This window comes from Acidimicrobiia bacterium, from assembly GCA_040881685.1.
Lineage (GTDB): Bacteria > Actinomycetota > Acidimicrobiia > IMCC26256 > PALSA-555 > SHVJ01.
The window spans coordinates 64,415-83,943 of the sequence record JBBECS010000002.1 but is presented as its reverse complement, the minus strand read 5'-3'; the positions used below and the strand labels follow the sequence as shown (position 1 = coordinate 83,943).

General features: G+C 68.8%; 19 protein-coding genes. 17 read left to right on the top strand and 2 right to left on the bottom strand.

What is annotated here, in order from left to right; translation table 11 throughout:
- The 9 genes from panD (at window position 1) to WEE69_00605 (ending at window position 8,637) form a co-directional block, all read left to right on the top strand.
- Window positions 1-390: an aspartate 1-decarboxylase gene (panD, locus tag WEE69_00645; GenBank protein ID MEX1143804.1), complete on the top strand. Its 390-nt coding sequence runs from the start codon at window positions 1-3 to the stop codon at window positions 388-390.
- 4 nt (window positions 391-394) lie between these two features.
- Window positions 395-1,972 carry an L-aspartate oxidase gene (gene nadB / locus WEE69_00640; GenBank protein MEX1143803.1) on the top strand — a complete coding sequence of 526 codons (1,578 nt, stop codon included), beginning with the start codon at window positions 395-397 and terminating at the stop codon, window positions 1,970-1,972.
- Window positions 1,969-2,835, top strand: coding sequence for a carboxylating nicotinate-nucleotide diphosphorylase (gene nadC / locus WEE69_00635; protein ID MEX1143802.1), 867 nt, complete (start codon window positions 1,969-1,971; stop codon window positions 2,833-2,835). Before nadB ends, nadC begins: the two co-directional genes overlap by 4 nt.
- 126 nt (window positions 2,836-2,961) lie before the next feature.
- Window positions 2,962-3,726, top strand: a complete 765-nt coding sequence (locus WEE69_00630) for a type III pantothenate kinase (protein MEX1143801.1) — start codon at window positions 2,962-2,964, stop codon at window positions 3,724-3,726.
- On the top strand, window positions 3,723-5,240 hold the full coding sequence (lysS, locus tag WEE69_00625; GenBank protein ID MEX1143800.1) for a lysine--tRNA ligase: 1,518 nt from the start codon (window positions 3,723-3,725) through the stop codon (window positions 5,238-5,240). Before WEE69_00630 ends, lysS begins: the two co-directional genes overlap by 4 nt.
- On the top strand, window positions 5,237-6,205 hold the full coding sequence (locus WEE69_00620; protein MEX1143799.1) for an NAD-dependent epimerase/dehydratase family protein: 969 nt from the start codon (window positions 5,237-5,239) through the stop codon (window positions 6,203-6,205). Before lysS ends, WEE69_00620 begins: the two co-directional genes overlap by 4 nt.
- Before the next feature lie 163 nt (window positions 6,206-6,368).
- Window positions 6,369-7,115 (top strand): hypothetical protein, encoded by a 747-nt coding sequence (locus tag WEE69_00615; protein ID MEX1143798.1) that lies wholly within the window; start codon window positions 6,369-6,371, stop codon window positions 7,113-7,115.
- The gene (locus WEE69_00610; GenBank protein ID MEX1143797.1) at window positions 7,115-7,939 is read left to right on the top strand and encodes an alpha/beta fold hydrolase; all 825 of its coding nucleotides are present in this window, start codon (window positions 7,115-7,117) and stop codon (window positions 7,937-7,939) included. The genes WEE69_00615 and WEE69_00610 overlap by 1 nt, the downstream gene beginning before the upstream one ends.
- Entirely contained in the window at window positions 7,936-8,637 is a 702-nt protein-coding gene (locus tag WEE69_00605; protein MEX1143796.1) for an SGNH/GDSL hydrolase family protein, read from the top strand. Before WEE69_00610 ends, WEE69_00605 begins: the two co-directional genes overlap by 4 nt.
- Here WEE69_00605 and WEE69_00600 read toward each other — a convergent pair.
- Window positions 8,634-9,611, bottom strand: coding sequence for a polyprenyl synthetase family protein (locus tag WEE69_00600; protein ID MEX1143795.1), 978 nt, complete (start codon window positions 9,609-9,611; stop codon window positions 8,634-8,636). The two genes, WEE69_00605 and WEE69_00600, sit on opposite strands and share 4 nt — an antisense overlap.
- Before the next feature lie 246 nt (window positions 9,612-9,857).
- Here WEE69_00600 and WEE69_00595 point away from each other — a divergent pair, with 246 nt between their 5' ends.
- From WEE69_00595 to WEE69_00560, 8 genes are all read left to right on the top strand, one after another.
- The gene (locus tag WEE69_00595; GenBank protein MEX1143794.1) at window positions 9,858-12,359 is read left to right on the top strand and encodes an ATP-dependent Clp protease ATP-binding subunit; all 2,502 of its coding nucleotides are present in this window, start codon (window positions 9,858-9,860) and stop codon (window positions 12,357-12,359) included.
- A 153-nt stretch (window positions 12,360-12,512) separates the two neighbouring features.
- Window positions 12,513-13,316, top strand: coding sequence for a hypothetical protein (locus WEE69_00590; protein MEX1143793.1), 804 nt, complete (start codon window positions 12,513-12,515; stop codon window positions 13,314-13,316).
- Window positions 13,317-13,365: 49 nt separating this feature from the next.
- Window positions 13,366-13,551 carry a hypothetical protein gene (locus WEE69_00585; GenBank protein ID MEX1143792.1) on the top strand — a complete coding sequence of 62 codons (186 nt, stop codon included), beginning with the start codon at window positions 13,366-13,368 and terminating at the stop codon, window positions 13,549-13,551.
- Window positions 13,552-13,742: 191 nt separating this feature from the next.
- Window positions 13,743-14,435 carry a response regulator transcription factor gene (locus WEE69_00580; protein MEX1143791.1) on the top strand — a complete coding sequence of 231 codons (693 nt, stop codon included), beginning with the start codon at window positions 13,743-13,745 and terminating at the stop codon, window positions 14,433-14,435.
- The gene (locus WEE69_00575; GenBank protein ID MEX1143790.1) at window positions 14,432-15,775 is read left to right on the top strand and encodes a HAMP domain-containing sensor histidine kinase; all 1,344 of its coding nucleotides are present in this window, start codon (window positions 14,432-14,434) and stop codon (window positions 15,773-15,775) included. Before WEE69_00580 ends, WEE69_00575 begins: the two co-directional genes overlap by 4 nt.
- A gap of 27 nt (window positions 15,776-15,802) precedes the next feature.
- A complete protein-coding gene (locus tag WEE69_00570) occupies window positions 15,803-16,774 on the top strand; it encodes a methyltransferase domain-containing protein (protein ID MEX1143789.1) in 972 nt (323 codons plus the stop codon).
- A gap of 213 nt (window positions 16,775-16,987) precedes the next feature.
- Window positions 16,988-18,061 carry a DNA integrity scanning diadenylate cyclase DisA gene (disA, locus tag WEE69_00565; GenBank protein MEX1143788.1) on the top strand — a complete coding sequence of 358 codons (1,074 nt, stop codon included), beginning with the start codon at window positions 16,988-16,990 and terminating at the stop codon, window positions 18,059-18,061.
- A gap of 38 nt (window positions 18,062-18,099) precedes the next feature.
- Window positions 18,100-18,840: a dienelactone hydrolase family protein gene (locus WEE69_00560; protein MEX1143787.1), complete on the top strand. Its 741-nt coding sequence runs from the start codon at window positions 18,100-18,102 to the stop codon at window positions 18,838-18,840.
- Here WEE69_00560 and WEE69_00555 read toward each other — a convergent pair.
- Complete coding sequence (locus WEE69_00555; protein MEX1143786.1) at window positions 18,837-19,499, bottom strand: Crp/Fnr family transcriptional regulator; 663 nt, start codon at window positions 19,497-19,499, stop codon at window positions 18,837-18,839. The two genes, WEE69_00560 and WEE69_00555, sit on opposite strands and share 4 nt — an antisense overlap.
- Between the last annotated feature and the right edge of the window lie 30 nt (window positions 19,500-19,529).

Genomic DNA, 19,529 nt, shown 5'->3' with positions numbered 1-19,529 from the left:
ATGCACCGCATCATGATGAAGTCGAAGATTCATCGAGCCACCGTGATCGCCGCCGACCTCAACTACGTCGGTTCAATCACGCTCGACCCGGCGCTGATGGAGCTCGCAGACATCGTCGAGCACGAGCAGGTTCACGTGCTCGACATCGACAACGGCGCCCGGTTCGAGACCTATGCGATCACTGGGAGCAAGGGTGACGTCATCGTCAACGGAGCCGCGGCCCGCCTCGTGCACCCGGGTGATCGCGTGATCGTGATTTGCTACGCGCACTACGGCGCGGACGAGCTCGAGCGATATGCCCCGCTGGTCGTCCACGTCGACGAGCACAATCGACCCGTGGGTCCGAGCTACGCGCCCTCTGATGCGCAGCGTGACAAGGCTTTAGGCTGAACCGATGTACGACGTGCTGGTCCTCGGCGGCGGTGTGGCCGGTCTTTCGGCCGCGGTCCGCGCCGCGCGTGTGGGCCGCTCGGTCATCGTGGTGACCAAAGACGTTCTCGGAGCGTCGGCGACTCAGTTCGCGCAGGGGGGTGTTGCCGCGGTCTTGGGAGACGACGCGAGCACACCCGACACGCCGGAGCTACATCGTTCCGACACGATGACCGCGGGCGCCGGACTGTGCGACGAGGACGCCGTGCGCATCTTGGTGTACGAGGGTCCCGATCGAGTTCGCGAGCTCGTGGAGCTCGGAGCCGAGTTCGACCGCCGTGACGGGGATGCTTACGCGCTGGGCCGCGAGGGAGGTCATTCGGCCGCGCGCATCCTGCACGCGGGTGGGGACGCGACCGGTGCCGAAGTCGAGCGCGCGCTCGTCGAGGGAGTGCGTGCGACGGCGGCGGAGGTGCGGGAGCGCTGGTTCGCGCGCGACCTGCTGGTAGGGAAGGCCACTGGGCGGGCAGCTGGCGTCCTGGCGCTGGACGCCGCCGGCACTGAGCACGAAATCGAGGCCCGCCACACCATCATTGCCACCGGTGGTGCTGGGCAGTGCTTCGCGGTCACGACCAACCCCAGCCTGTCGACGGGCGACGGGACGGCCATGGCTCTGGGGGCCGGCGTGGCGGTGGCCGACGTCGAGTTCATGCAGTTCCACCCAACCGCCCTGCACCACCCGTCGATGCCCCGGCCGCTGCTGTCCGAAGCGCTGAGGGGCGAGGGCGCGGTATTGCGCGACGAGAAGGGTGTCGCGTTCATGGCCGATGAGCATCCTCGCGGCGATCTGGCGCCGCGCGACGTCGTCTCTCGGGCAATCGCGCGCCGGCTCGTCGAGCGAAACCTGGACCATCTGTGGCTCGATGGCACGAGCATCCCGGACTTCGAGCACCGCTTTCCCACGATCTGGCGTGCGTGCACGGGCATTGGCCTGGACCCTACGAAGGACTGGCTTCCGTGCGCCCCCGCCGCGCACTACGTGTCGGGCGGCGTGTGTACCGACCTCGACGGTGCCACGTCGTTGCCGGGGCTCTGGGCGTGTGGCGAGGCAGCCAACTCGGGGGTGCACGGCGCGAACCGGCTCGCGTCGAACTCGCTCCTCGACGGGCTGGTGTTCGGTGCCCGGATCGTCGAGGCCATCGAAAGCGGCAAGGATGCGCCCGAATCCGCCGGCGTGCTCGGTGACTATCCCGGCGCGACGGGTATTGGCTTCGAAGTTCGCGACACCGGCGACGTGGCGCGAGAGTCGATCCAAGACCTCATGACGAAGTACGCCGGCGTCCTGCGCGATCGGACGAGTCTCCGTCATGCACTCGACGAGCTCGGCGCAATGCCAAGCCCCCGCGATCCCGAGGTGGGCAACCTCCACACGGTTGCCACAGCGCTGGTGCAAGCCGCGTTGGCCAGGAAGGAGTCGCGGGGCACGCACACCCGTCTCGACTTCCCTGATGCTTCCGATCGATTCCTCGGTCGTTTCTTCTTCGGCGTGCACTTCGGCAAGCCCAAGTTCGCGCCGCTCCACACGGTTGCCGCCACACGATGAACGAGTACGACCCTCCGATCCAAGCCGTCCGCGACGCCGTCGCTCGCGCGCTCAGCGAGGATCTCGGTCCGCTAGGCGACATCACGGCAGCACTCCTGCCCGAAGGTGCGCTCGGGAGCGCGACATTCGTCGCTCGAGCAGCTGGCGTGCTCGCTGGCACTGCGTGCGTCGAGGAGACGTACGCGCAGCTCGACGACGCGGTGAGGGTCACCTGGGCACTCGGCGACGGAGCGACGTTGGAGACCGGCGCGTTGATCGGGCGCCTCGACGGTCGGCTGCGATCACTGCTGACTGGAGAGCGGACCGCGCTCAACTTCCTGTGCCATCTCTCCGGAGTCGCCACGCTGACACGACGATTCGTAGAGGCCGCCGCAAGACGGGCACAGATCTGGGATACGCGCAAGACGCTTCCCGGGTTGCGCGCGCTCCAGAAGGCCGCGGTGCGCGCCGGTGGTGGCGCAAACCATCGCGGGTCACTCTCGGAGATGGTGCTCGTGAAGGACAATCACCTGGGGTCGCTCGGCGTGGCCGGAGCGGTGAAGCAGGCCCGTGAGAGCTGGCCAGGTCGTCGCGTCGAGGTCGAGTGCGACCACGCCGATCAGGTCCTGGAGGCGGTCGCCGCCGGAGCCGACATGGTCATGCTCGACAACATGACCCCCGCCGAGGCCGCCGACTGCGTGGGCCTCGTACGTGAAGGCACACGCCCGGACACCCTCGTCGAGGTGTCGGGGGGCATCACGCTCGAGAACGTCGCCGACTACGCCGGAACCGGCGCGGATCTCATCTCGACCAGCGCGATCACGCAGTCGGCTCCCGCGTTGGACATCGGCCTCGACGTCGCGCCCCAAGCGAATGGCCCGTAGGGCGGCGGCAGGTGACGGGTGGCTTTGCCGCCCGTCACCGGAGGAGACGGAGCCGGCCGAGTCGACCAGGGATGCAGGTACCCTGCCGCCGAATGAGTGCGCGATGTTGAAGGAGTAGCCGCTCTCATGCTGCTCTGCATCGACGCCGGGAACACCCAGACCGTCATCGGGCTGTTCAACGACCAGGACCTCGCCGACCATTGGCGCATCGCGTCGGTGGCCGAGCGCACCGCCGATGAGCTCGCACTGATGATCCAGCAGTTCCTCGGGTTTCACGGCTTCTCGTTCGAGTCCCAGATCAGCGGCGTCGCCATCTCGTCGGGCGTGCCGCGCGTCACCACCGAGCTTCGACAGATGTGCGAGCGCTACTTCGGGTTCCCCCCGCTCGTCCTCGAACCCGGGATCCGAACCGGTATGCCGATTCTCTACGACAACCCCAAGGAAGTGGGCGCCGACCGCATCGCCAACGCCGTCGCCGCGTACGACCTCTACGGCGGCCCGTCCATCGTCGTGGACTTCGGAACTGCGAACACGATCGAAGCGATCAGCTCCGACGGTGAGTACCTCGGCGGCGCAATCTTCCCTGGCATCGAGATCTCCATGGACGCGCTCTTCGAGCGCGCCGCCGCATTGCGACGGGTCGAGCTCGTCGAACCGCGCCAGGTGATCGGCAAGTCGACGGTGGAGTCGATCCAGTCTGGTGCCCTCTACGGGTTCAGCGGACAAGTCGACGCGCTCGTCGAGCGGTTCCAGAAGGAGCTGGGCGACTGCACCGTCGTCGCCACCGGAGGCCTCGCTGTCTCGATCATTCCGCACTCGCGCACGATCCAGCACTATGAACCGTGGCTCACCCTCCAGGGCCTGCGCATCATCTTCGAGCGCAACCAATGAGCGACGGGCCGATCGACGAGCGCGCGCGGCGGATCGCCAAGCTGGACGCGCTCCGGGCTGCGGGGATCGACCCGTACCCGGTTCGGTTCGACCGCACGCACACGGCGGCAGAGGTGCACGAGCACTGGGCCGACATCGAGGACGGGTCGGAGACAGCCGACGAGGTGCGAGTCGCGGGCCGGCTCTTGCTCGTTCGGCGCCAAGGGAAGCTCACCTTCGCCACGCTGCGCGACGGCACGGGCTCGGTGCAGCTCTTCGTGTCGCGTTCCGAAGTCGGCGACGACGTGCACGAAGCGTTCGACGACCTCGACCTCGGCGACTGGATCGGTGCCAGCGGCACCGTGATGAGGACGAAGAAGGGCGAGCTGTCGGTGAAGGTGCGCGACTTCGTGCTCCTCGCTAAGGCGCTCCGTCCGCTGCCGGAGAAGTGGCACGGCTTGAGTGACGTCGACACCCGATTTCGCCAGCGCTACGTCGACCTGATCGCGAACGACGATGCCCGCCGCGTGTTCGCCATCCGGTTCGCGGTGATCGCGACCATCCGACGAGTGCTCGCCGAGCACGGTTTCGTCGAGGTGGAGACCCCGGTGCTGCACGTGCAAGCCGGTGGCGCCACCGCGAAGCCGTTCGACACGTATCACAACGCGCTCGACATGCCGCTCGTGCTGCGCATCGCGCTCGAGCTCCATCTCAAGCGCCTCATCGTGGGCGGGCTCGAGCGCGTCTTCGAGATCGGGCGGGTATTCCGCAACGAGGGGCTGTCGACCCGTCACAACCCCGAGTTCACGATGCTCGAGCTCTACCAGGCGTTTGCCGACTACACGGACATGATGAGCATCGCCGAGGAGCTCGTCAGCCAGTGCGCGCGCGACGCCATCGGCACGACCGTCGTCGAGGTCGAAGGCGTCACCATCGACCTGACGCCGCCGTGGCCGCGTCGGCCGATGCTCGAGCTCATCAAGGAGCACGCCGGCGTCGATGTGCATCCAGCCAACGCTCTCGCCGATCTCGAGCGCGCGTGCGACGACGCGCGCGTCCCACACGAACCGGGTTGGGGACCAGGGAAGCTGGTGCTCGAGCTCTACGAAAAGACGGTCGAGCCCAACTTGGTTGGTCCCGTTTTCGTCATCGACTACCCCCGTGAGGTGTCGCCGCTCGCGCGTACTCACCGATCCGATCCGGATCTCGTCGAGCGCTTCGAGCCCGTTGTGCTCGGTCGCGAGCTGGGGAACGCGTTCAGCGAGCTCAACGATCCGATCGACCAGCTCGAGCGGTTCGAAGCGCAGGCCAAGCTCGCCGCGGCAGGCGACGACGAGGCGCACGGCGTCGACGCCGACTACGTGCGCGCGCTCGAGTACGGCCTCCCGCCCTGCGGCGGGCTCGGGATCGGCATCGACCGCCTGGTGATGCTGATCGCCGGGGTCACCACGATCCGGGAGGTCATCCTGTTCCCCCACCTGCGCCCCGAGGCCGGGCATGATGAACCCCCAGCAGGGGGAGAGAACCAGTTATGAAAGTGCTGGTCACAGGCATGGGCGGCGTGCTGGGCACGAAGGTCGCCCAGATGCTCGAGGCGCGTACTGACATCGACGAGGTCGCCGGCTGCGACTTCGTGCCGCCGCGGCGGCGGTTGCACCGGGCAACGTTCACCCGGATCGACCCGAGCGATCGCGATCGCCTCACGGAGTTCGTCACCGACTTCGCACCGACGGCGATCGCGCACATGGGCGTGTACGAGCCAGACGCGCGCGTCGAGCCGCACGAGGCCGCCCGCGCGACCGAGACGTGCACGGTCGTGGCGCTCCACGCCGCGACGCGCGCCGGACGGCTCGATCGGGTTGTGCTGCGCAGCGGTCTCGAGGTGTACGGCCGCGGCTCCGGCAGGCCCAAGCTCCCCGACGAGCGCGCGCCGCTCGCGCCTACCACGCAGTACGGCCGCATGCTGCTCGAGGTCGAGGCGATGGCGTCCGATCTGGCTCGCCGCGACGGGATCGCGGTCTGCGCGCTGCGATACGCCGTCGTGGCCGGCTCGCATGCGCCGAGCCCGCTGGCGCGGCTCCTTCGGCTGCCGGTGGTTCCGGTGCCCGCGTTCGCCGACCCGCCCTTCGCGTTGCTCCATCACGACGACGCCGCGCGCGCCATGGTCGAGGCGCTCGTCCGTGGGTACGACGGTCCGCTCAACGTCGTCGGGCCTGGCGCAACGAGCCCATGGCAGGCGGTGCGCCTCGGCGGTCGGGTGCCGCTGCCCGTGGTCGGCCCGGGATGGGCCGCGGCTCGCCGTCTCGTCACCGTCGCGGGTGCCCCGATTCCCGACCACGTCGAAGAGGTGCTGCACCGCGGGCGCGTTGCCGACGGCAGCCGTGCCACGGACGTGCTCGACCTCGGCTTCGTGCACCCGACGCAGGAAGTGCTCGTCGACGTGTTCGACTGGGCCACCGTGACCCCAATCGCCGCGACCGAACGCGCGGAGGTTGCATGATCGGCGGCGAGCGAAGCGAGCTCGCAGACGCTGGCGAGCGTCCCGTAGGGCGGCGGCGATTGGCGAGGGGCTTTGCCGCTCGTCAATCAGGAGACGGAGCCTGCGGAGTCGACCGGCAAGCTGGTTCCCGCCGCCGAGCGAGCGCGGCCAGAAGGCGGGTTGCGTGACAGGGACCGCGATCAAGCCGAACTACGGCATCGACGCAGACCGAGTGCTCGCGGTCGACGCGCCGCTCGATGCGCTGCGCCGTCGCTTCGACGGCCGCTACGCGGTAGACGAGCTCGGCGCCGATCCCCACTTCATGGACGTCGTCGCGCCGCTCGGCGCGCCGATTCGTGTGCACGTCAAGCGCGCCGAGAACCTCCCGCAGGTCGGACCCGCGCTCCTCGTCGCGAATCGTGGTCTCGGACTGCTCGAGCCGATCGTGCTCGTGCTGGGTGTGCGCCGAGCGACCGGCCGCCGCTTGCGCGTCGTCGGCGCACCCGATCTCCCGGTCGTCGGGCCCATGCTCAACAAGCTCGGCGCGATCGGCTCGCTCCCGAGCGACGTCGCCGCGCTCCTGCGCGCCGGCCACCTCGCGGCCGCGCCGCTCGCTCCCTCCTGGCTCACCAGGGGACGCGGCGGCGTGTGGCTTGGCCATCCGTCGCCGCAAGAGACGAAGCCAGCGAAGTCGACCAGGGGAGCGGGAGAGCCGCCGCGGGCGCTGCTGGCGGCAACGCTCGGGTTCCCCGTGATCCCGGTGGCGGTCAGGCCCGGTGGCCCGCTCGGCCTCCCTGTGCGTCGGTGGCGGGTGCTCGTGGGTGAGCCACTGCTCCCGCCGTCGGGCACGGAGGCCGACGACCAGCTCGCGGCGGCCGAGATCTCCGAGGCCGTGCGCGACGCGGTCCACGACTTGCTCCGCGAGGTCTGATGCGCACGACGACCGTGAGCGACGGGACGACGATCGCGTATCACACGTACGGTCGCACGAACGGCGAGCCGGTCCTCATGCTCCAAGGCCTCGGTGCCGACTCGCGGGGTTGGGCACTCCAGCGCATGGCGTTCGGCCGACGGTTTCGCTGCATCGCCGTCGACAACCGCGGCGTGGGTGGCAGTGCCGGCGCACCGCGGCCGTACTCGCTCCTCGAGATGGCCGATGATGCCGTCGCGGTGCTCGACGCAGAAGGCGTCGAGTCTGCGCATGTGATGGGCGCGTCGATGGGTGGAGCGATCGCGCAGTTCCTCGCAGTGGAGCACGCCGATCGGGTCCGTTCCCTGGTGCTCGCCTGCACCGCCTGCAAGCACCATGACTGGCGCCGGGAGTTGCTCCAGGAGTGGGCCGACGCGGTGCTGGAGCGCGGTACGGGCGCGCTGGCGAGCGACGGCCTGCACTGGCTCGTCGGGCCCAGGCTGCGGCGCCGGTTCGGCGGATGGTTGAACCTCATGGCGCGCGTCCTGCTCCAAGCCACGCCCGAGGCGTTCGCCGCGCAGGTGCAAGCGATCCTGGACGCGCCAGACGACGTGCGCTTTGATCTGTGCCGCGTCGCGGTGCCCGCGCTGGTGATCACGGGTAGTCAGGATCTGCTCACGCCGCTCGGCGACGCCGAGGAGCTCAATGAGCTGATCCCCGGCTCGCAGCTGTTCGAGCTGCGAGGCGCAGCCCACGCGCTCATGGTCGAAGCACCCAACGCCTACAACGCGGCGGTGCTCGACTTCCTCAAGGAAGTGGTGGCTCCGTCCCGACTCGCTTCGTGACCCGACGCCGACGCGGCGTCCTCGGCGTCGCCCTGCTCGCCATCGCCTCGATCGCCGTCGCATTCGCGACCTCAGGGTGCTCGACCGACCCCGCCGGCCGCTCCACGACGACGACCACGCGTGAACCGATTCCATCCTCGCCACGCGTCCTGGTGATCGGGGACTCGAACCTCTTCGAGTCAGGGGCCGACGTCGACGCCGCGTTGCGCAACGTGGGCATCGAACCGACGCTCCTCGGTGTCCCTGGCTACGGGCTCAAGGACCTGGACGCTTTCTGGATGCAGAAGGTGCCGCCCTTGCTGGAGAGTGATCCCGACGTCGTCGTGGTGGGACTCGGCACCAACGACGCGCTCGAGCCGGCCAACGTGTTGGCGTTCCCGGCGCGTCTCGATCAGATGATGGAGCTCGTAGGTGAGCGGCCGGTGGTCTGGCTGACGCACGTGGACGACCGACCGGCCGCGCCCCCGCCTGCCGGTCGCGCGATCAACGAGCTGATCCGCGACGCGACCGAACGCTGGTCGAACCTGACGGTGGGGGACTTCAGTGCGGTGATGATCGAGGACCCGACCATCCTGCGCGGTGACGGCCTGCATTTCTCGCCGGCGGGGAAGCGCGCGTATGCCGGGTTCATCGCGCAAGCCGTCAACGACACGCTCGAGGCCTGCGGCGAGCTCGTCGAAGGTCGTTGTCCGGATTAGCGATCGCGGCTGACGAGGCCTTGCACGAGGCGCCGGAGCCCCGCGGTCACGGTCGCGTCGAGGCTCTCCGCGCCGGCGAGTGCCTCGCTGGCCTTCGTCGCGTGGTCGTGGGCCACGTCCAGCGCCGTGGGGATCGCGCCGTCTGACGTGGCAAGCGCGCGCGCTTCGAGCAGCCGCGCCGAATCCAACGGCGCGCCGAGCAGGTCGCGCAGCGGATCGCACGCTCCGAGCGCGTAGATCACCGGCAGGGTGTAGATGCCCTCGACGAGGTCCTGGCCCGCGTGCTTCCCGAGGGTCTCGTCGGTGGCGGTGAGGTCGAGGCAGTCGTCGACGATCTGGAAGCACATGCCGAGGTGGTGCCCGTAGCGGGTGAGCGCGTCAAGCGTCGGCTCGTCGACGTCGTTCACCATTCCGCCGATCCGGCAAGCCGTCGCGAACAGGGACGCCGTCTTGCCTTCGATCGTGGACTGGTAGTCCTCTTCGGAGCGGCCCACGTCGTACAGGTGCTGCAGCTCCAGCACCTGACCCCGGCACAGCTCCCCGATGGTGTCGGCGAGCAGCCCGGCCACGTCGGCACCGAGCGATGCCGCGAGCGCGGAGGCCCGGGCCAGCAGGTAGTCCCCCGAGAGGATCGCGACGATATTGGACCAGCGGGCGTTGACGCTCGGCACCCCGCGACGGGTCTCGGCCTCGTCGATCACGTCGTCGTGGTAGAGCGAGCCGAGGTGCACGAGCTCGACGGCTACCGCCCCGGTCACCGCCTGCTCGGAGGCTGGCGCATCGCCGGTGGTGGCCGAATACGCGGCACAAAGGGTGAGCGTCGGGCGGATGCGCTTCCCACCCGCGGTGACCAGGTGCGAGGCGATCTCACCGAGGAAGCGGTCGGGGTGACGCACCGAGTCGTGCAGCCGGGCCTCGACGCGAGCGAGGTCGTCGGCCAGCGGAGCGAGCTCGAGGGTCTCGGCCGGCCTCATACGCCGTCCACGGTACGCAGGAGGAGGCGATTTCACCAACCGGGGCGGGAACAATCCTGGCGTGCCTGGCGCTGGAAGAAGCATCACTGGCCCTCTCGCGCGGTACCTGGGATGCCGATGTGACGCGAGAGCGTGGTACAGAGCGAAGGGGTCATCGAGACCCCGATGGGTACACTGAAGTTCTCGGCCGGACCGGTTTGCAACGAATCGGGCCTGACCGCCCCCCGATCAGGAAGGTCCACCAGGGTGTTCGAACGCTTCACCGACCGGGCACGGCGAGTCGTTGTGTTGGCGCAGGAAGAAGCACGCCTGCTCAACCACAACTACATCGGCACGGAGCACATCCTCCTCGGTTTGATCCACGAGGGTGAGGGTGTTGCGGCGAAGGCGCTCGAGTCGCTCGGCATCTCCCTCGAGGCTGTGCGCGCGCAGGTCGAAGAGATCATCGGCCACGGCGGGCAGGCACCCTCGGGGCACATCCCGTTCACGCCGCGCGCCAAGAAGGTGCTTGAGCTGTCGCTGCGCGAGGCGCTTCAGCTCGGACACAACTACATCGGCACCGAGCACATCCTGCTCGGGTTGATCCGCGAAGGCGAAGGCGTCGCCGCGCAAGTGCTCGTGAAGCTCGGCGCCGACCTGTCTCGCGTGCGCCAGCAGGTCATCCAGCTCCTGTCTGGCTACGCCGGCGCCAAGGAAGGCGCGGCACCCGGCGGAGGGCCGGGTGGCGAGGGTCAGCCGTCGGGCTCGCTCGTGCTCGACCAGTTCGGTCGCAACCTCACCCAGCTCGCCCGTGACAAGAAGCTCGACCCCGTCATCGGTCGCGAGAAGGAGATCGAGCGGGTCATGCAGGTGCTGAGCCGGCGCACCAAGAACAACCCCGTGCTGATCGGTGAGCCGGGAGTCGGCAAGACGGCCATCGTCGAGGGCCTCGCCTCCGACATCATCGGCGGCGACGTGCCCGAGACCATCAAGGGCAAGCAGCTCTACACGCTCGACCTCGGCGCGCTCGTGGCCGGGTCGCGCTACCGCGGCGACTTCGAGGAGCGCCTCAAGAAGGTGCTGAAGGAGATCCGCACCCGCGGCGACATCATCTTGTTCATCGACGAGCTGCACACGCTCGTTGGTGCCGGCGCGGCTGAAGGTGCCATCGACGCGGCCAGCATCCTCAAGCCGATGCTGGCGCGCGGTGAGCTCCAGACGATCGGTGCCACCACGCTCGACGAGTACCGCAAGCACCTCGAGAAGGACGCCGCGCTCGAGCGTCGCTTCCAGCCGATCAAGGTGGAGGAGCCGACGGTTCCCCACACGATCGAGATCCTCAAGGGTCTGCGCGACCGCTACGAGGCGCACCACCGCGTCACGATCACCGACCAGGCGGTCGTGGCCGCGGCGAACCTCGCCGACCGCTACATCTCCGACCGCCACCTCCCAGACAAGGCGATCGACCTGATCGACGAGGCCGGCTCGCGACTACGCATCCGCCGCATGCAGGCGCCGCCCGACTTCCGTGAGCTCGAAGACGAGATCGCCAAGGTTCGCAAGGACAAGGAAGAGGCGATTGAGGGGCAGCAGTTCGAGCGGGCCGCGTCGTTGCGCGACCGCGAGAAGGAGCTGCTCGAGCAGCGCGCGGCCAAGGAAGCCGAGTTCCAGGCCGAAGGCGTCGATCTCTTCAACGAGGTGAGCGAGGAGTCCATCGCCGAGGTGCTCGCGCTGTGGACCGGCATCCCCGTCTACAAGCTCACCGAAGAAGAGACGGCCAAGCTCCTGCGCATGGAAGACGAGTTGCACAAGCGCGTCATCGGCCAGAACGACGCCATCAAGGCGGTCTCGCAGGCCATTCGCCGCACGCGCGCGGGCCTCAAGGACCCGAAGCGCCCCTCGGGCTCGTTCATCTTCCTCGGCCCTTCGGGCGTCGGGAAGACGGAGACGGCCAAGACGCTCGCGGAGTTCCTCTTCGGCGACGAGAGCGCGCTGATCCAGCTCGACATGAGCGAGTACATGGAGAAGCACACCGTGTCGCGCCTCGTCGGCTCGCCTCCTGGCTACGTCGGTTACGACGAGGGCGGCCAGCTCACCGAGGCTGTGCGGCGCAAGCCGTTCTCGGTCGTGCTCTTCGACGAGATCGAGAAGGCACACCCCGACGTGTTCAACACGCTCCTTCAGATCCTCGAAGACGGGCGCCTCACCGACGCGCAGGGCCGAACGGTGGACTTCAAGAACACCGTGATCATCATGACGTCGAACCTCGGCACCGCCGACCTGCGCAAGGCGAACATCGGGTTCGGTCCCGCCGACGACGCGGTGAGCTACGAGAGGATGAAGGACAAGGTGATGGACGAGCTCAAGAAGAGCTTCCGTCCCGAGTTCCTCAACCGCATCGACGAGGTGATCGTCTTCGCCGAACTCACCCAGCAAGAGGTCACCGAGATCGTCGACCTCATGATCAAGCGCGTCCAGGACCAGCTCGAGAGCCAGAGCATCGGGCTCGAGCTCACGCCGGAAGCGAAGGTGCTGCTCGCCACGAAGGGGTACGACCCGCAGCTCGGAGCCCGGCCGTTGCGACGCGCCATCCAGCGCATGATCGAGGACCCGCTCTCCGAGAAGATCCTGTGGAAGGAGTTCCACGCCGGCGAGAAGATCGTGGTCGACGCCGACCCCGACTCTGACGACGTCACCTTCCGCTCGGTCGAGGGCGTCGAGCCGCCGCCGCCCGTCGAGGTTGCCGGCACCTCCGAGGGTTCCGGCTAGAACCTTTCGATCACTCCACATCCCACGCGCTCGTTCCGTTCCCACCGCACGGCGCGCCGAGCGGTCGTCGCGCTCCTCGTCGCGGTCCTTGCCGCTGGTTGTGAGGTCAACGCGACCGTTGACGTGCGGGTTCGGGAGAACGGGTCTGGGGTCGTGCGCGTTCTTGTGGACGCGGACGCGGAGGCGGTGAAGGCCGCAGAGTCGGGCGGGCTCGCACTCGAGCAGGCGGTTCGCCTCGATGATCTCGGGGACGCCGGGTGGCAGGTCGGTGCGTGGGTGCGGGCTGAGGACGGGTCGGCGTCGATCGTCTTGTCGAAGCCGTTCGATTCGGTCGAGCAGGTCGCCGACATCATCAACGAGGCGAGTGGCGACGACGGACCACTCCGTGGCGTGCGCGCTACGCGTGCCGTCGGGTTCCTCGCCACCGAATACGGCCTGGACGGTGACATCGACCTCGAGAACGTCGCCACTGGTGTGCCCACTGATCCGGAGTTGCTGGCGAATCTGACCGCGCAGAGCGTCGATCCCGCGGTCATCGATCTCCAGCTGCTGGCGCAGGTGAAGTCATCGTTCGGGTTGACGATCACTGCGCGGCTCCCCGGTGCGAAGCCGCAGACGGTCGTGGCCAAGCCTGGGGAAGCGACGCCGATCACCCTCACCTCGAGCGTGCGCGACACGACGCGACTCGTGTTCCTCGTCGCGGCGCTCGCGCTCGCCGTTCTCGCGGTTGTTCTCTGGGTTCGAGGCGGGCGTCCCCGACCCAAGAGACGTCCCAAGCCCCGCCCGCGCCCGCCATCAGGTCAGGGCCCCCGGCGCGGCCCGCATCTTCCGCACGTGCCCCGTCCCCACGTCCCGCACCCGAACCTGCCGCATCCTCATCGGCCGGGCCGCTCGCGCCCCGACGCGCCCCCACCGCCACCGCGCCGCCCCCCGATGATCCCGCCCGGCATGACGTAGGCCGCGCCCTCGCTTTGACGGGCGCGACGCGATGCCCAAGAGTCCACGAATGACAGACGAGACCCTTCAGCAGTCCGTGCAGCGCCGACGCAACGAGGCCGTGTCCGCCTCGGTCACGCTCGCTCACCCTGATCCGACGGCCGCCGCCATCCAGGGCGTCGGCATCAACCTCGCGGCAATCTGGGACGCCCTCGACGAGATCGCCGCAGCCGTCGACCAGGGTGGCGCGGGCTAGGCCTCAATCCGCTCTGCACGTTCCATCGTCGCTACAAGCACGCATACAAGCCGCGGCTGGTCGGTGAAGGTACGAACAAGCGATTCGTGCCGGCGGCGACGTGGACCGGACCAGATCCGCCCCGTCGGGAGTAGGGGCGCTTGCCAGGATCCTTTCAGCAGACTCTCAGATCAACGCGTCAGACTCCCGTAATGCGGGTGCTGCTCGTCGACGATGACCGCGCGGTGCGCGAGTCGATCGAACGCGCCTTGCACCTGGAAGGGTTCGACGTCGAATGCATCGGAGCAGGACTTCCGGCGATCGAGCGGCAGCGCGCGGAGCCGGCCGACGCGGTCGTGCTCGATCTGCGGCTGCCCGATATCGACGGGCTGGACGTCTGCCGCCAGCTTCGGACCAAGGGCGATCGCACGCCGATCCTCATGTTGACCGCCCGTGACGCGATTGACGAACGCGTCGAAGGACTCGATGCCGGCGCCGACGACTACCTGGTGAAGCCCTTCGCGCTCGCCGAGCTGCTGGCGCGCCTACGGGCGCTGTTGCGACGAACCGACGAGGGTCCGAACGGGAGTGGACTTGGGGAGGAGCAAGTGCTCAGGTACGCGCATCTGTCGCTCGATCCCGGCACCCGCGAGGTCCATTGCGGTGATCGTCTGCTCGAGCTCACGCGGACCGAGTTCGCGTTGATTGAGTTCTTCCTCGAGAACCCCCGCCAGGTGCTGCCACGCTCGCTGATCTTCGAACGGGTGTGGGGCTACGACTTCGGGCCGGCGTCGAACTCGCTCGAGGTCTACATCGGATACCTGCGACGCAAGACCGAGTCCGACGGCGAGCCGAGGGTGATCCACACGGTGCGCGGCATCGGTTACTCGCTGCGCGAGCCGTGAGCCTCCGGGCGCGGCTCGTGGTCGCCGCAGCCGTCGCGGCGACGCTCGCCGCGGTCGGAGTTGCACTCTTCGCATACGACGCCACCGGCCGCGAGCTGCGAAACAACGTGGATGACACGCTCGAGGAGCGCGCTGATCAGCTCGTCCGCCTGCGCGCCAACCGGCGACCCGGCGCGCCCGACCGGCTGCCCCCACCCGCGCTCGGCGCGGCAGGAGGCTTCGCCCAGATCGTCGACGAGAGCGGCAGCGTGCAGGTGTCGAGCGGCGTGGGCGGACCGCTGCCGGTCAGCACGGCTGCCGAAGCCGTGGCCGCCGGCGAGCGTGACGCCTTCTTCTCGGAGACCGAGATCGGCGGGACGTCCGTGCGCGTGCTGACCGTTCCATGGACGGCCGGCACCGCGCTGCAGGTCGCCCGGCCACTCGACGAGATCGACGACGTGCTCGGTGGCCTCCGTTGGCTGCTTCTCGCCGCGGCCCTCGTGGGTGTGGCTGTGGCCGCGGTCCTCGCATTGCTGGCCGCGCGCGCCACATTGCAGCCCGTCCACCGGCTCACGGAGACCGTGGAGGACGTGACCGCGACCGGCGACCTCTCGCGCCGCGTTGACGCCGATCAGGTCGGCCTCGGGGGTGATGACGAGCTGTCACGACTCGCGTCGAGCTTCAACGCAATGCTCGCCGCACTCGACAGCTCGATCACCGCGCAGCGGCGCCTCGTCGCCGACGCGTCCCACGAGCTTCGAACGCCGATCACGAGCCTGCGCACGAACATCGAAGTGCTCGCGCGAGAAGGTGAGCTCGAGCCGTCTGATCGCGAGCGCTTGCGACGAGACATCGACAGCCAGCTCGTCGAGCTCAGCGCGCTCGTCGGTGGTGTCATCGACCTCGCCCGGGGAGAAGAGCCGGTCGAGCAAGTCGAGCACGTTCACCTCGACGAGGTGGTCGCGGAGGCCGTGGAGAACGCAGAGTTCCACTGGCCCGACGTTCGCTTTGAGTCGCGGCTCGAGGCGACCGAGGTGACCGGCGTGCCCGACCGGATCGCGCTCGCGGTCACGAACCTGCTCGACAACGCAGGCAAGTGGAGTCCCGCGGGATCGGTCGTGGAGGTGGTTGTCGAAGGGTCGGAAGTCTCGGTGCGCGACCACGGTCCGGGCGTTGACCCGGCCGACGCCCCGTTCGTCTTCGACCGCTTCTGGCGGGCGCCGACCGCCCGCAGTCTCCCTGGGTCAGGGCTCGGGCTCGCGATCGTGCGTCAGGTGGCCGAGGCCCACGGCGGATCCGCCGCGGTCGAGGCGGCCACGGGCGGCGGTGCTCGCTTCCGCGTCCGCTTCGCCTCCAACTGACCTCGAGATACAGGCAAGACTTCGGCGGTGAGCAGCGCCGAACGAATAATTGGCGACTACGGGATCGATTCGCCGCGGGTCGTTCGGGGTCTCGGCGCCGTCAGCGTCGGTTCGTTACTCGTGACCATCGTGGCCGGGATCGTGGACGCCGTCACGGTGATGGCCGGCGCCCTTGTGGTCGCGGTGCTCGTCTCGATGGCCGGCCTGGTGCTCGTCCGCTCGAGCCGTGTGCACAAGATCCGTGAGCGCGTTCGCCTCGTCGACCGGCTCGACCTCACCGGCGGAGAGCGGGTGCTCGACGTGGGATGCGGGCGCGGTTTGCTCCTGATCGAGGTGGCTACTCGCCTCGATGAGGGCGGACGAGCGATCGGCGTGGATGTCTGGCGTTCGAACAAGTGGCGTTCAAACGAGCTCGCCGACGAGATCGATCACGTGTTCGACAATGCGGCCATCGAAGGAGTCGACGAGAGACTCGACGTGACGAACGCCGACGTTCACGCGCTGCCCTTCGCGGACGCGTCGTTCGATGCGGTGGTGTCGGGCCTCGCGCTGCACCACATCGAGGGGTTCGACTCGCGGGTGCACGCGCTGCGCGAGATCGCTCGGGTCCTCGCGCCCGAGGGTCGGGCGGTGCTCATCGATCGATTTCACACCCGCACGTACGTAGACGCCTTGCGGTCGTGCAACCTCGTCGACGTCGCGCGCTCTCGGCGGGTATGGCGCCTCCTCCCGCCGGCGCGATACGTCATCGGGAACAAGCCCTCAGTGAGCGCGATGGCGCGGGCCAAGGCGCGTGAGATCGAGCGCGTCGCCGCGCTCCCAGTCGCCGATGAGCCGGCTTCCGCTCAGCCGGAGCAACCAGACCAGCTCGAGCTCCACGCGTCCTTCGAGCTCGCGGATCCCGGGAAGGAGGAAATCCCGGAGAGCGCGCCGGTGGTCACTGTTCTAGGGGGGCGCGATGGTGCCTCCGATGAAAGCGAAGACGGCACATCGGTGTGAAGCGTGCGGGGCCGAGGTCACGTCCGTGGCCTCCTCGGTGAGGCCCGGCGCGCCGTGTTGGGCGAGGTGGCAGCGGTTCAGGGAGCGCTGGGTGCCAGAGCGGGCGAAACTGGAGTGGTGGGAGCCCTGGTCTCACCTCCCAGAGCGGCCTGATCCAGGGGTATCGTTTCCCCTCGCCGCTCCCGCCCGACGGCCGGTCGGCGGCCCAGCCTCATGCCAGCCCCGCCGCGATCCGAAGCCCTGCTGGTCGCCCTCCGCCTCGTCGCGCCGGGCACACAGTTGCGCGACGGCATCGAACGCATCATCCAAGCCCGGATGGGTGCCCTCATCGTCGTCGGCGCCGGGCCCGACGTGCTCTCGGTTTGCTCGGGTGGGTTCCTACTCGACGCCGAGTTCACGCCCCAGCGCCTGTCCGAGCTGGCGAAGATGGACGGAGCGATCATCCTCACGGGCGACTGCCAGCGCATCGTGCGGTCCAACGTGCACCTTGTCCCGGACCCCAACATCCCCACCGCCGAGACGGGGACCCGCCACCGGACCGCGGAGCGCGTCGCCCGCCAGATCGATGTGCCCGTCATCACCGTGTCCGAGGACCGCAGCGAGGTCGAGATCCACGTGCGCGGCCTCAAGCGAGCCATCGAGCCCACGCCGCGCGTGCTCGCCCGCGCCGACCAGGCGCTCCAGATCCTCGAGCGCTACAAGGCGCGGCTCGACGCGGTGAGCGGATCGCTGTCGGCACTCGAGGTCGAGGACCTCGTGACGGTTCGCGATGTCGCCACGGTCCTCCAGCGCGCAGAGATGGTCCGGCGCATCGCCGAGGAGATCGAAGGCTATGTGATCGAGCTCGGTGCCGACGGCCGGCTCGTGATGCTTCAGCTCGACGAGCTGATCGGCGGGGTCGAGGACGACCGCCGCCTGGTCGCGAAGGACTACTACGTTGCCGCGCCCGGCTTGGAGCTCGCCAACGTGATGTCGCGCCTCGCCACGCTCGACGACGAGACGTTGCTCGACCTGCCCGAGGTGGCCGACGTGCTGCACCTCTCCGGCGATCTCGGACTGGACAGCACGGTGCAGCCGCGCGGGTTCCGCTTGCTGCACAAGATCCCCCGCCTCCCCGAGATCGTGTCCGACCACGTGGTCGAGCGCTTCACGAACCTCCAGAAGATCATGCGCGCGAGCGAGACCGACCTCGTGCAGGTCGAGGGCGTCGGCGACGCGCGCGCGAAGGCGATCAAGGACGGGTTGGCCCGACTGGCCGAGACCAGCATCCTCGAGCGGTACACCTAGAGACCGGCGGAGCCGGGAAGGCCTGGGGGAGTTGGGGAGTGGGAGCGCTTGCACGGGGTTCACGCGCCGCAACCGTCGGGCGCGTCACGCTCACCGGCTCCGACGGCGCGAAGGTCGAGGCGATCCACGCGACGCCCACCGACGGCGTCGCCGACGCTGGGATCGTGCTGCACCCCGACATCATGGGTGTGCGCCCGCTGTTCGACGACCTCTGTGAGCGCCTGGCCACGCACGGCTTCGCCGTCTGCGCACCCGAGCCGTTCGCACGCGCGTCGGACGAAGTGCGAGCGACGGACGACCCGATGGTTCGGATGGCCCACATGCCCGAGCTCGACGACGCCCTTCAGCTGGACGACCTGACGCGCGCGGGCGACTACCTCGAAGAGTACGACGGTGTGTTCGACGTGCTCGCGCTCGGGTTCTGCATGGGCGGGATGCAGATCCTCAAGGCTGCGGCCACCGGTGAGTTCGAGCGCGCCGTCGCCTTCTACGGGATGATCCGCGTGCCCCAGGAGTGGCGCGGGACGCGCCTGCGCGAGCCCTTGGCCACGGCCAAAGACGTGTGCTCCACGTTGGCGATCTTCGGTGGTGCCGACCCGTGGACCCCCGCCGCCGACATCGATGCGCTGCGACGCGCGTGGGGCAGCCGTCCCGACTGCGAGATCGTCGTCTATCCCGAGGCTGACCACGGGTTCGTGCACGCGCCCGAGCGCCCCACCCACCGACCCGACGACGCGGCCGACGCCTGGCAGCGCACCCTGGCTGTTCTCGCGAGCTAGAGCGTGGCTCGGTCCTCGAGCGCCTCTCGGTCGATGATGCGGTAGTTGCTGCGGCCCTCGATCTCGAGCCAGCCGAGCTTCACGAAGAGCGAAATGGCCTTGTTGACGCGCTCTCGACTGGCGCCGACCATCGCCGCCAGCTCCTCTTGGGTGACCGGCAGCGTGAACCGGGGTTCGTCCCCTGCGAGCTCCAACAGGCGCTTGGCCGTCCGGGCGGGCACGTCGAGGAACACCGCATCCTCGAGCGCTTCGTTCGTGGTGCGCAGCCGCTGGGCGAGGAGTCGCACGATGATCCAGAGCAGCGCCGGTCGCTTGTCGAGCACCGCGCGTACCGGCTCGTAGCCGAGCTCGATGACGGTCGAGTCGGTGAGCGCGCGGGCGTCGGCCGAGCGGGGCTCGTCATCGAAGAGCGGAAGTTCACCGAACAGCGCTCCGTCCTCGAGCACGGCCAGCACGGACTCGCGACCATCGCCCGACTGCGCTGCGATGGCGATGCGACCCTCCTGGATCACGTAGAGCGCGTCCGAAGCGTCACCTTGTTGGAACACCACGTCGTTGCGCGTGAACGTACGAACAGTCGCGCGCGCGCGTAACTCGTCGAGTACGTCCTTTGGAAGCGGTGCGAACAGGTCGGTGGTGTCCAGCAGTCTGCGTTCCAAGGCGCCACCCCCCTGTCGCAGAATAGCGGT